A 12,646-nucleotide genomic window follows, 5' to 3' on the forward strand; every position below is an offset into this window, starting at 1 on the left:
TTGATGACCGCGCGAAAGGGGATTCGCCATGGGATGTTCTTGAATGTCAGCCAGTTTCGAACACTGTTCGGAGGAGCCTGGAAACGGCGATTGAGCAGCGTCGAGATGCGCAAAAGCTTGATCGTCAAAGGCCTGCCGCAAGTTGAGGTCGATCCGCAGGGTGATCCCATGAAACTTGAGAATCGCCTTTGCCGCCAAGATCTGGCGATGGATCAATGCTAATCAATTGCCGTTTTTAGCTTGAAAACTCCGCCGGGCCGGGGTGCGGAGTGGTGAGTAACTTCACCATCAAGTTAGTGGGGAGGATGAACCTCTCCTGGAGCTTGGATCCACCCTGCCCTAAGTCTGAACCAAGCCTGGCAGGGCAAGCCGTCGCCTGACGCAGGGTCGAATCCGCAAAAGCGCTTGGAGCCTGGGAGATTTCAGAAAGTGGCGCCTCGAAGTGAGGAATATTCCAAAAGAATTTCTAAAAAATGATTCGGGCAGCAGACGCCAAGGAGGTGGGGGTGGGGAACCCCGCTGAAGAAACGTACCGCCACCCGAATCAAATCTAACAACGAAGAAAGCGTAACCAACTCGGGTGGAAAATGTCAATGTGAAGGCGAAAATTATTTGGAACCGACTCGATTCCCGCCTGGAACTGCCGATACATCAAAGCAGACCTTGGTGCGGCGGGCTGGGAGGGAAGAGCTCCTTGGCCGAATTCTCACTCGTCGCCGCCCTGTTCGAGCAGTGCTGGGCATGCGCTGCATCGATGGCTGGATGGAACCATCGTTTTTCCGGCGTCGTGCGAAGGATTCGGGTCTATACTGGACAAAGCCCGCAAGGCGCTGCATTTTTTGCATTGAGACATGAGCGATGAAGCGATGAACAATTTCACTCCGAGAGCTCAGCAGGTTTTGGCTCTCGCCCGCAAAGAAGCCGACCGTTTCAACCACAACTTCGTCGGCACCGAGCACCTTCTCCTGGGCTTGATCAAGCTCGGCCACGGCGTTGCCGTGAACGTCCTCCAAAAACTCGGCCTCGATCTCGAGACCGTTCGCATGGAGGTCGAGAAACAGGTCGGCACCGGACCGGATCAGAAAATGATCGGGAACATCCCTTACACGCCGCGGGTCAAGAAAGTGCTTTCGCTGGCTTCCAAGGAAGCCAAGGCTTTGAGCCATACCTACGTCGGCACCGAACATATCCTGCTCGGACTGCTCCGCGAAGGCGATGGCGTCGCCGCCCGCGTGCTCAAGAATCTCGAGGTCGACATCGAGAAAACCCGCGACGAAATCCTCAAGGAACTCGATCCCAATTTCAACGCCTCCTCCGAGGAAGGCGGCGGATCGCAAGACGCCCCTGAAAAACCAGCCGGCGAAAACAACAAGAAGGGGGAAGTCAAAACTCCCGCGCTCAAAGCGTTTGGCCGCGACTTGACGGAAATTGCCCGCAAGGGAGAGATGGACCCCGTCATCGGACGAAAGAACGAGATCGAACGGGTCATCCAAATCCTCTGCCGCCGCACCAAGAACAACCCGGTGCTGCTGGGCGAGGCTGGGGTGGGAAAAACCGCGATCGTGGAGGGCCTGGCCCAGGAAATCGCCAAGAGCAATGTCCCCGAAATCCTGCGCGAAAAGCGCGTGATCACCCTCGATCTCGCGCTCATGGTCGCCGGCACGAAATACCGGGGACAATTCGAGGAACGCATCAAGGCCGTCATGGATGAAATCCGGCGCGCCAAGAATGTCATCCTCTTCATCGACGAATTGCACACCATCGTCGGCGCCGGCTCCGCGGAAGGAACGATGGACGCCTCCAACATCATCAAACCCGCGCTCAGCCGTGGCGAGATGCAGTGCATCGGCGCCACCACGCTCAACGAATACCGCAAATACATCGAAAAGGACGCCGCGCTCGAACGTCGTTTCCAAGCGGTCAAAGTCGAGGCTCCTTCCATCGATGAAGCCATTCAAATCTTGAACGGCTTGCGTGGAAAATACGAGGAGCACCATAAAATGGAGCTCACCCCGAAAGCCCTCGAAGCCGCCGTCCGCCTGTCTGACCGCTATATCACCGGCCGCTTTTTGCCCGACAAGGCGATCGATGTCATGGATGAAGCGGGCGCGCGCGCGCGCATCCTCGCCATGACCCGCCCTCCCGAAATCAAAAATCTCGAGGCCGAAATCGAGGACATCAAGAATCGCAAGGAAAAGGCCATTCGCGAACAGGATTTCGAAGGCGCCGCCGCCATGCGCGACAAGGAAAAGCAAGCCAAGGACCGCCTCGAATCCGTCCTCAACCAATGGAAAACCAACCGTGAGGAGAAACGCGTGCTCGTCGATGAAGACGAGATTCTACAGGTGGTCTCCAAGTGGACGGGGATTCCGCTCAAGCGCATGGAGCAGGGCGAGATCCAGAAACTGCTGGCGATGGAGGAAGAACTGTCCAGGATCGTCGTTGGCCAGCGCGAGGCCGTCGGCGCCATGTGCAAGGCCTTGCGCCGCTCGCGCGCCGATCTGAAGGATCCGAAGCGCCCCATCGGCACCTTCGCCCTGCTCGGCCCCACCGGTGTCGGAAAAACCCTCCTGGCCAAGACGCTCGCCGAACACATGTTCGGCGACTCCAAGTCGCTCATCCAGCTGGATATGAGCGAATACATGGAAAAGTTCACCGTCTCCCGCCTCGTCGGATCGCCCCCCGGCTATGTCGGCTACGAGGAAGGCGGACAACTCACCGAGCAAGTGCGGCGCAAGCCCTACTCCGTCGTCCTCTTCGACGAAATTGAAAAGGCGCACCCCGATGTCATGAACATGCTCCTCCAAATCCTGGAGGAGGGTAAACTCACGGACAATGTGGGCCGCGTGGTGGATTTCCGCAACACCATCATCCTCCTGACCTCCAACGTCGGCGCGGAAACGGTGAAGAAGCAAACCGCCATCGGATTCACCTCCCAATCCAGCGAGGAAGCTTCGTATGAAAAAATGAGGGAGAAAATTCTGGACGAGGCGAAAAAGAGCTTCCGTCCCGAGTTCCTCAACCGGCTCGACGACGTCATCGTCTTCCGCTCCCTCACCCGGACGGACTTGATCGAAATCCTCGGACTGGAAGTGCGCAAAGTGCTCGAACGGCTCAAAGGACGTCAGGTCAATCTCGAACTCGAGCAGGATGCCAAAGATTTCCTGGTCGAGAAAGGCTACGACCCGACCTACGGAGCCCGCCCGATGCGCCGGGCCGTGGAGAAGCACCTGGAAGACCCTCTGGCGGAAGAGATCCTCAAGGGCCACATCAACGCCAACGAACCCATCCGCGTTCTGGTCAAGGATGGCAAGCTCATCTTCACCCAAAAGGCGGCCGCTGAAGGCGCCACCCTTTCGGGTTAAGGACATGCATCCCTTTTGACATCGAGGGTCATCCTGGCAACGGGATGACCCTTTTTGATGCTCTCGATTCGCCTCCTCGTCTCAAACGATACGATCCATGCTCGGCTCCCTCCCCATCGCCCAGCGCGCGCGAGCAAGACTCGAAGGATTGGGCCATTACGCACTGCTGGTCCGGGAGACCTGGCGTTCGCTGACCCGGCATCCTTGGGAACGCGGCGCGTTCTCGCAGCAACTCCACCGGATCGGAGTCCAATCCCAGCCGGTCGTCCTGGTCACCGGAGCGTTCACGGGCATGGTGCTCTGCGCCCAAACGCTGTATCAGTTCCACAAGGTCAAGATGGACACGGCGACTCTGGCCGTCGTCAGCGTGTCGATGGCCAGCGAACTGGGCCCGGTGCTGACCGGACTGATGGTGGCCGGACGCGTCGGAGCCGCGATGGCGGCCGAACTCGGCACCATGAAAGTCACCGAGCAAATCGACGCCCTTCGCGCCCTGGCCACTCATCCGGTGGATTACCTGGTCGCTCCCAGACTCCTGGCTGCCTTGGTGGCGATGCCGGTGCTCACCAGCGAATCCATCGCCATCGGCATCCTCGCGGGCTACGCCACCGGCGTTGGCTTGCTCGGCATGGATCCCGCCTATTCCTGGCATAACATGGTCCGCTACACCCATCCCGCGGATGTGCTGAACGGACTGATCAAGTCGGTTTTCTTTGGCGGGCTCGTGGCCACGATCGGCTGTCACAAGGGCCTGCAGTGCCTGCAAGGGGCGGAAGGCGTGGGCAAGGCCACCACAGAAGCCGTCGTGGCGGCGTCCATCGCGATCCTCATTTCCAACTTCTTTCTCACCCTGACCCTTAACCGGATTCTCGGATGAAGGCCACGGCCGGCGCGGGCGCCCTCGAAGCCCGAAGTGTTCGCAAGAGCTTCGGTTCCCAAAGCGTCTTGCAAGGCCTCGACCTGCGCATCGCGGCCGGAGATTCCGTGGTGATCATGGGGCGCAGCGGATGCGGGAAGAGTGTTTTGCTCAAACACCTCATCGGATTGTTGCAGCCGGATGAGGGAGAAGTCCTCGTCGATGGGGAGAATCTTGGCGACCTTGACGAACGGGCGCTGCTCCGAATCCGGCGAAAGTTCGGCATGGTGTTCCAGGGCTCGGCCCTCTTCGATTCCCTCTCCGTGGAGGACAATGTCGCCTTCCTCCTCCGCCGCGAGCGCCATCTCACCGACGGCGAAATCACGAGGCGAGTGGAGGAGGCGCTCGAAAGGGTCGAGCTTCGCGGAGCCCAAACCAAGAGGCCCGCCGAGCTCTCGGGGGGCATGAAGAAGAGGGTCGGACTGGCCCGGGCCATCGTCTACCACCCCGAAATCCTGCTTTACGACGAGCCCACGACGGGGCTCGATCCCGTCGTCTCCGACAGCATCGACCGGCTGATTGTTCGTGTTTGCGAGGAAATGCACGTCACCTCCGTGGTGGTCACTCATGACATGCGCAGCGCCCGCCGGGTAGGGCGTCGCGTGGTCATGCTGCGAGACGGACGCGTTTACGCCGATGGCTCGCCCGAATCAGTCTTTGGCTCGCCCGATCCCGTCGTAAGAAAATTCGTGGACGGGGATTCCACCTCCGTCGACTCTATGAATTGACATGAGCACGGAACGATCAACCTGGAAAGTGGGACTCTTCGTCCTCACGGGATTGGTTCTGATGGCCGGCCTCATGATTTATTTCAGTAAGGGCATTGGAGTTTTCTCCCGATATTACGAAATCTACCTGGTCACCCAAAACGTTGGAGGCATCAAGACGATGGCCTCGGTTTTGATGGCGGGCGTTCCCATCGGCACGGTCAGCGCCGCGGATTTGGGTCCGCTCGGCACCAATGTCACCCTCTCGCTCCGGATCGACCCGCGATTCCTGATCCCCTCCAATTCCCTGTTCGTCATCGAGCAGTCGGGATTCCTGGGTGACCAGTACGTGTCCGTCTATCCGTCCAGAACCGGCGCGCAGCCCCTGAAAGAAGGGGCCATCGTCCGGTGCCAGGAACCCTTCAACCTTCAGGAAGTGGCGCGCTCGGCGGCGGGATTCATTCATCGCATCGATGAAACCGCGCGAAAACTCAACGACGCCATCACCCGGGTGGATCGCTCCGTCCTGGACGAAACGACGCTCGGCCATCTCTCCTCCACGATTCGCAATTTTCGCGAGGTCTCCGACAAGGCCCTGGCCACCATGGATGGATTGGATCGCGTGGTCCAATCCAACATTCCTCCGGTCACGCTCGCCGTCAGCAACGTGCTGGCGTTTTCCGAGCAGTTAGGCCGTGCCGCGGGAGAACTCGAGGGCCTGCTTCATTCCAATCGCGCGGAAATCGAAACCATCGTGAAAAACGTTGAATCCACATCCGGGATCTTGAAACAATTCGTGACCGACCTGAACAGTGGCCAGGGGCTGCTGGGTGCCATGCTGCGCCAGCGTCCGGCGGAAACCAACATGGCCCAGACCTTGCACCACCTGACTTTGGTCAGCAGCAATTTGTCCTTCACCACCAGCAATCTCAACGCTCGCGGCCTCTGGGGGGTGATGTTCGCACCCAAGCCGGCCAAGCCCGCCACCACCCCCCGCCGCCCAAGCCGTCCCTAACCCACCGTCACCATGGTTCTCTGGACCCTCCGCATCCTTTTCCTCTCCCTTTGCACCCTGGGTGGCTACGCCGTGGGCGCCGTCCAGCCCGATCTGGTTTCCAAACCCGTCTTCGGCGTCATGATCGGATTTGGTTTCGGTGGCCTGCTCATTGCCATTGACGAGATGTTGAAGGGCTTTTCCTTGCGCGCCTTCTCCGCGGCCACGTTCGGACTTGTCCTGGGAACCCTCATCGCCTGGCTGGTGGATCGTTCGGAGCTCTTCGTCTATGCCGAGCCCCGCGCCCGTTGGCTCATCCGCCTCTCCCTCTTCATTGGCTTCAGCTACATCGGCATGGTGCTGGCCATGCGGAGCAACAAAGAAGATTTTTCACTCATCATTCCGTTCGTGCGCTTCACCGCCCAAAATGAGCCCAAGGAACTCATCCTGCTCGATACCAGCGCGGTCGTGGACGGGCGCATCGCCGGTTTGCTCGAGTCCGGCTTCCTCGAAGGCATCGTACTCGTGCCGCGCTTCGTGCTCCGGGAGTTGCAACAGATCGCCGATTCCAACGACCCCGCCAAGCGGGCTCGAGGACGCCGCGGGTTCGAAATGCTCAGCCGTCTGCAACGCAACCCGAAAGTCGAAGTGAAAATCCATGAAATGGATGTGGAATCGGAGGCCGGTGTGGACGCCAAACTGGTGCTCCTCGGACGAGCCCTGAACGCCCGCGTGTTCACCACGGACTACAACTTGGGAAAAATCGCCGAACTCCAAGCCGTCCGCTACGTGAACATCAACGAACTGGCGCAATCGCTCAAAGCCACCATCCTCCCGGGCGAAACGGTAAGTCTGAAAGTCGTTCGCGAAGGGAAAGACAAGGGCCAGGGCATCGGCTACCTCAACGACGGCACCATGGTCGTGGTCAACCAAGCCCACCATCTCGTGGGACAATTGGTGGACGCCCAAGTGCAAAGTCTGTTGCAAACCAATTCCGGCGTCATCGCGTTCGCCGATGTCCGGGGGACCACCACCAGTTAGGACTCGACCCCCACCCCGCCCTATGCAACTCGTCACCGTGTTTAAGACGTTTAGCCCGGCCGAAGCCCAAATCGTCCGCTCCAGGCTTGAAGTAGCCGGACTCGCGGCCTCCGTCGCTCATGAAATCGCCGCGCTTTCGCTCGAAGGCTACAGCATGGCCGCCGGTGGCATCCTGGTCCAAGTGGCCGAGGAAGACGCGAGGGACGCGCGCGAGCTTTTGCAGGCGCCTCCCGAGAGCCCGGTTTCGGTTGAAGCATGAGTTCCTTGCGCCTTTACGAGCGCTTGCGCCGTCAATTGGCGCCGGGCGAAATCCAACTCGAAACCGAAGTCCGCACCCAGCATTCCGGCGATCAATGGTTCGCGAGGGAACTGCCGGACGCGGTGGCGCTTCCAAGGTCCCTCAGGAGTGTCAGGCGCATTCTGGCCTTTGCCCATCGCCATCGGCTTCCCGTCACCCCGCGCGGCGCCGGATACGGCTACGTGGGAGGCTGCGTCCCGGTCCGCGGCGGCATCGCGCTCTCCCTGGCCCGCCTGAATCGCATCCGGGAAATCAACCCCGCGGACTTTGTCGCGGTCGTCGAACCCGGCGTGCTGACGGCGGAATTGCAGTCGGCGGCCGAAAGCCGGGGCCTGTTCTATCCGCCTGACCCGGCCAGCCGCGCGGATTGCTCGATCGGCGGGAATATTGCGACCAACGCAGGGGGCCCGCGTTGCTTGAAGTATGGCGTAACCCGAGACTACGTGCTCGGCCTCGAAGTCGTTCTCGCCGACGGCACGTTGGTGCGGTTGGGCGGACGCACCCACAAGAACAAGACGGGATTTGATTTGCACCGGTTGTTCGTGGGCTCCGAGGGCTTGCTGGGAGTCGTCACGGAAGCCACGCTTAAACTGCTTCCCCTGCCCCCTTTCCGCGCCTGCTTGTCCGCGGGATTTGGATCCATGGCTCACGCGGCCCGAGCCATCCGGGAAGTATTCGCCGCCGGCTTCCTCCCCGCCGCCTTGGAAGTGGCGGACGCCTTCACCCTGGCCGCGGCCCGCAAGCGCACGGGATCTCGCCGCCTTGACGGATGCAACGCGCATCTTCTCATCGAACTCGATGGCCAGGAAAAATCCGTCCGCTTCGAGACCGCCATGCTCGCCCGGCGCCTCCAGGATCTCGACGCGGTGTTCGTGCAGAAAGGATTCGGCGCCGAATCCTGTGAGCAGTTCTGGCAGCTCCGAAGGGAATTCTCCTACGCGCTCCGCGATACGGGATTGACCAAATTGAATGAGGACATCGTGGTGCCGCGTGGCGCGTTGGAAGACCTCTTCCGCCTCGCCGCGAGCCTGCAAAGCAAGCATCAGCTCAGCGTGGCGTGCTTCGGCCACGCCGGCGACGGCAACATCCATGTCAACGTGATGATCGACTCCTCGAAGCCGGAGGAAAGGCGGCGGGGCGATCGCGCCCTGGACGAGTTGTTTCGTGGTGTCCTCGCTCTGGACGGCGTCATCACAGGCGAGCACGGAATCGGCCTGGCCAAAAAGCCGTGGTGGAGGATGGCTTTGTCCAGGGAATCACGCCATTTGCACCAGCAACTAAAGTCGGCCCTGGATCCGAATCACATTCTGAATCCGGGAAAATTCCTCGGCTGACGAAGCCTCTCGATTCGCCATCGATCTCAACGGATCCTGCGGTTTCGGCGTCGGAAGAACGGTCGAGCATGTCGAGGGAGTAATCCGGCGGCTCCAGGTTCAGGATTCAAACTTCAATCGGCAGTTGAACGTGCTGAAGATTGGCCAAGGCCTGGAGAAGCAAGACAGGACGAATCACGAGGCCTGTCCTTCATGGATCTGCTGAGTGATTCGGAATAGCCTCATCGCCGGGACCTGGCCATGATCCATGAAGGGGGCATTGCCGCTTTAAGGTTCAAGCGGTTCCAGCAACACCACAAACTCTCCCCGCGTTGATTTCTCCTGAAATTTCCGCGCGAGTTCCGCCGCGGTTCCCCGCTGGAATTCTTCGAACTTTTTGGTGAGCTCACGGGCGATGACCACCCGGCGAGCGGGCCAGATCTCGCCGATCTCCTCCAGGAGCTTGAGCAACCGGTAGGGAGATTCATACAGCACCAGGGTGCCGGGCCATTGACCTGCCCGGGCCAGGAAGGTCCGGCGGGCGGCTCCTTTGTGGGGGGGAAATCCCGCGAAATGAAACACCTCGGTCGGCAGCGCGCTCGCGGCCAGCGCGGCGATCAAGGCGCAAGGACCGGGCACCGGCTCGACACGGAGCCCCGCCTCCACCGCTTTGCGAACAATCCGCTCGCCTGGATCGCTGATGCCCGGGGTGCCCGCATCCGAAACCAGCGCGACGATTTCCCCTCTTCGCAGTCGCTCGACCAAGTCCTCACCACGGCGAGCCTCGTTGAATTGATGACAACTGACGAGCGGCTTCCACACTCCCAGGCGCCGCAAGAGCTTCGAGGTGTGCCGCGTGTCCTCCGCGGCAATCACGGTGCACTCCTTCAACACCCGGATGGCCCGGAGCGTCATGTCTTCCAGATTCCCAATCGGCGTGGCCACCACATACAATGTCCCCGGGCGCAACGGCGGCAACGCTTGAGTCAACCCGGGTTCGGCGTCCGGGCCGAACGATTCCGTTTCCTGCTCGCTCATGGAGGCACCGTGTTGCTACAGGGCGAAGGAACGGCGGATAACACCTGGGTGGCGCACGGTTTGTCCTGCGACGTCGGCCGGAGTTCCACGTGGGTTGCGCCGCAGAGTTCCACGGCGGCGGACAAAGCCCTTTGCGCCAGTTCAGGCCGGTTGCAATCCCGGCTCATGTGCGCCATGTAAACCGTCTGCAGTCCATCGTGCATGATTTGCCGAAGCGTGTTCGCGGCCGCATCGTTGGACAAATGCCCGTGGCGGCTGGCAATCCGCTGCTTCAGACTCCATGGACGGCGGGTGTCCTCTTGCAGCATTCTCAGATCGTAATTTGTCTCCAGGACCAGCGCGTGGGCCGGACGGACGCGTTCCACCACCATGCGGGAGGCGTGTCCCAGATCGGTCAGAAATCCGATGTTGCCCGAGCCTGTTCGCAACAAGAACCCCACCGGATCTTGCGCGTCGTGCGGAATGGAAAACGTCTCCACCTCGACATCGCCCACCGCAAAAGAATCGCCCGTGTTGAAAAGCTTCGAGACGAAGGTTCCCGGATTGGAAGTGAGAATCGCGTCACGCGTCAGTCGATTGCAATAGACCGGCACGCCTGTTTTCGCCGCAAGGACGGACAGCCCCTGCACATGATCGGAGTGTTCGTGGGTGATGAGAATCCCGGACAAGGACTCGGGAGCGCGTCCGATGCTGGACAGCCTTTCCCGGATCTGGCGGGCGCTGAAACCCGCGTCGATGAGGAGCCGGGTTTCACCCGCCTCAAGATAGGCGCAATTGCCGCCGGAACCACTTCCCAAGATCGTAAAAAGCACGGGCACCACGCGAAACTAGAGAGACGGCACGTCCGCGGCAATCTTGCATTGGCCGTTGGATCCAGTTTTTACCGCTTTACCGCAGATCCCTCCAGGAAGCGCCCGGGACGAACCGACGCTCCCACTCATTTTGGACAGGCGCAAGCGAGCATCTCCAACCTTGTCACTTCGAGAGGCTGAAGGCATTCTCACGGGCATGTCGTCTGATTTGCTGCTGTTCGTCCATCGCGGAACTTCGCGCATAACCCCTCGCGTCCTCGGAGGGGTCCACAAAAAGCTGCCTTTGCTCAAAATCGAATTTGCGCAAATCAACGCTCCCAAATATCCCCATCTCTTCAACCAACTGGAGTTTCTCGCCGACGTCGTCGAAGACTTCGCCGAAGGAGCCGACTTGGATATCAGCTACAACGCGGTCGCCGGCGCCGTTTTCGCTCTGATCTATGCGCACCGCCAGTTCGACCTCATTCCGGACACCAACACGCAGGTGGGGCATGCGGACGATTCCGGAGTCGTGCGCGCCGTCCTCATGGACTATGAGCGCGATTTCTCCGCCTATGCCGCCCGTCATGGCATGAATTGGGAACTCATCTCGCTGAAGCCCTGACCCACGTCCAGCGCCGGGAGCCCATCTTCCGCCCTCCTCAAACGGGCCGCGAAGAACTTTCCCTTGTCCGCGCTCTTCCCTCCACGTGGCCGAGTGAGCCTGCCAGCACTCACACGGCTTGCTCGGAGAGGATCCGCGCCAAGTGCTTCTTGAGTTCGACGGAATCGAAGGGTTTCTGCAGAAACGCCGCGATCCAATCCTCCGTGAAGTGCGGCGCGACCTGGCTGGTGCTGAATCCGCTCATCACCATGACCGGAACCTTTGGATTGAGAGCGTGAATCTGCTTGGTCGCGGTGGCGCCATCCATTTCCGGCATGGCCAGGTCCATGAGGACGAGCCGGGCACACTGGGGGTTTTGCCGGAAAAGTTCCACCGCTTCTTTGCCGCTCCCCACCGCGATAACCGCATAGCCCCAAGCGGCGATCAATTTCGAGGTAATCTCGCGAATCGCGGGTTCGTCATCCACGATCGAAATGTTCAAGGCCGGGCTCGGAAATGCTTGTCCCTTGTCTTCTTGAACTTCGGCGCTCTCCTTCGAGGTCAGCCCTTCCGCGGCCCGCGGAGCCACGGAGCCCGGCGGCAGCAGGATTTGAAACGTCGTTCCGGGTCCCGGCGACGATTCCACCAGCAACGCGCCTTTGTGGCTGCGGACGATCCCCAGGACCGAAGGCAACCCCAGGCCGCGCCCGGGGAATTTCGTGCTGAAAAAGGGATCAAAAATCCGCGCCAGCATCTCCGGCGGCATGCCGCTGCCATTGTCACGCACCCGAATCGACACATAGCGTCCAGGAGGCAATTCGCGCCCGACTCTTGCCCCGTCAAGTTGCTTGCCCGTCACCTCCACCAGCCGGGTCTGAATTTCAATCAGCCCGCCCCCGCCGCTCATGGACTCCGCGCTGTTCACCACCAAGCTCAGCAAAGCCTGCCGAATCTGCTGCGCGTCACCCTCAACCGCCAGGGCGCCGTCCGCCAATTGAATCCGAAAATCGCAATGCGGATCGATCGAATGCCGCAACACGCTGGAATTGGCGCGAATGAGCTCGTTCACATCCAGCGCCTCGATCTGAAACCTCCCCTTCCCGGCGTACGCCAGCAATTGCGCGCACAACCCCGCGGCCCGCTTGGAGGATTCCTCGATCTGCTGCAAAAAGGTATGCAGGGACGATTTAGGATCCAACTCCATGCGAACCAAATTCGCGCTGCCCAGAATGCCCGCCAGCAGATTGTTGAAATCATGCGCCACGCCGCCCGCCAGCACGCCGAGGCTTTCGTACTTTTGATTCTCCACCAGCCTCTGAATCATGTTCTCACGCTCGGCTTCCATGCGGCGGTCCTCCGTGATGTCGCGCACAATCTCGATCGCGCCCACCACGGTTCCGTCGGAGGCTGTCAAAGGACCGCAACTGGAAGCCAGCCAGCGCGGCGGGGCTCCCCCGACGAATTTGGCTTCATAAGACTCCTCCGCCGGATGTCCTCCGGAAAGCACCTCGCGCAGCCGTCTTTCAATTCTTCGAGCCAGGTCCGCTTCAAAAAGCGCGGATGGCGTTTGTCCGGACGC

At 60.4% G+C, this 12,646-nt stretch carries 12 protein-coding genes; 9 read left to right on the forward strand and 3 right to left on the reverse strand.

The genetic code is table 11. The annotated features are described in order from the left end of the window. The first annotated feature begins 3 nt into the window (after window positions 1-3). The 8 genes from FJ404_14130 (at window position 4) to FJ404_14165 (ending at window position 8,655) form a co-directional block, all read left to right on the forward strand. Window positions 4-222 carry a hypothetical protein gene (locus tag FJ404_14130; GenBank protein ID MBM3823999.1) on the forward strand — a complete coding sequence of 73 codons (219 nt, stop codon included), beginning with the start codon at window positions 4-6 and terminating at the stop codon, window positions 220-222. Window positions 223-851: 629 nt separating this feature from the next. Next, window positions 852-3,365: an ATP-dependent Clp protease ATP-binding subunit gene (locus FJ404_14135; protein ID MBM3824000.1), complete on the forward strand. Its 2,514-nt coding sequence runs from the start codon at window positions 852-854 to the stop codon at window positions 3,363-3,365. A gap of 97 nt (window positions 3,366-3,462) precedes the next feature. Next, window positions 3,463-4,242: an ABC transporter permease gene (locus FJ404_14140; GenBank protein ID MBM3824001.1), complete on the forward strand. Its 780-nt coding sequence runs from the start codon at window positions 3,463-3,465 to the stop codon at window positions 4,240-4,242. Further along, window positions 4,239-5,009: an ABC transporter ATP-binding protein gene (locus FJ404_14145; GenBank protein MBM3824002.1), complete on the forward strand. Its 771-nt coding sequence runs from the start codon at window positions 4,239-4,241 to the stop codon at window positions 5,007-5,009. Before FJ404_14140 ends, FJ404_14145 begins: the two co-directional genes overlap by 4 nt. Window position 5,010: 1 nt before the next feature. Continuing rightward, complete coding sequence (locus tag FJ404_14150; GenBank protein MBM3824003.1) at window positions 5,011-6,003, forward strand: MCE family protein; 993 nt, start codon at window positions 5,011-5,013, stop codon at window positions 6,001-6,003. Between the two features lie 12 nt (window positions 6,004-6,015). Then, window positions 6,016-7,023, forward strand: a complete 1,008-nt coding sequence (locus tag FJ404_14155; protein MBM3824004.1) for a TRAM domain-containing protein — start codon at window positions 6,016-6,018, stop codon at window positions 7,021-7,023. Window positions 7,024-7,045: 22 nt separating this feature from the next. Further along, window positions 7,046-7,282 (forward strand): DUF2007 domain-containing protein, encoded by a 237-nt coding sequence (locus FJ404_14160; protein MBM3824005.1) that lies wholly within the window; start codon window positions 7,046-7,048, stop codon window positions 7,280-7,282. Next, window positions 7,279-8,655 (forward strand): FAD-binding protein, encoded by a 1,377-nt coding sequence (locus FJ404_14165; GenBank protein MBM3824006.1) that lies wholly within the window; start codon window positions 7,279-7,281, stop codon window positions 8,653-8,655. The genes FJ404_14160 and FJ404_14165 overlap by 4 nt, the downstream gene beginning before the upstream one ends. Before the next feature lie 267 nt (window positions 8,656-8,922). Here FJ404_14165 and rsmI read toward each other — a convergent pair whose 3' ends face one another. After that, the gene (gene rsmI / locus FJ404_14170; GenBank protein MBM3824007.1) at window positions 8,923-9,672 is read right to left on the reverse strand and encodes a 16S rRNA (cytidine(1402)-2'-O)-methyltransferase; all 750 of its coding nucleotides are present in this window, start codon (window positions 9,670-9,672) and stop codon (window positions 8,923-8,925) included. Next, complete coding sequence (locus tag FJ404_14175; GenBank protein MBM3824008.1) at window positions 9,669-10,493, reverse strand: MBL fold metallo-hydrolase; 825 nt, start codon at window positions 10,491-10,493, stop codon at window positions 9,669-9,671. Before FJ404_14175 ends, rsmI begins: the two co-directional genes overlap by 4 nt. Window positions 10,494-10,680: 187 nt before the next feature. Here FJ404_14175 and FJ404_14180 point away from each other — a divergent pair, with 187 nt between their 5' ends. Continuing rightward, window positions 10,681-11,088, forward strand: coding sequence for a hypothetical protein (locus FJ404_14180; GenBank protein MBM3824009.1), 408 nt, complete (start codon window positions 10,681-10,683; stop codon window positions 11,086-11,088). A gap of 109 nt (window positions 11,089-11,197) precedes the next feature. On the opposite strand, the gene FJ404_14185 is transcribed toward FJ404_14180, so the two are convergent. After that, window positions 11,198-12,646 (reverse strand): response regulator (locus tag FJ404_14185; protein MBM3824010.1); only part of this gene is annotated, 1,449 nt, incomplete at its 5' end.

The sequence above is a fragment of the Verrucomicrobiota bacterium genome (genome assembly GCA_016871495.1).
Lineage (GTDB): Bacteria > Verrucomicrobiota > Verrucomicrobiia > Limisphaerales > VHDF01 > VHDF01.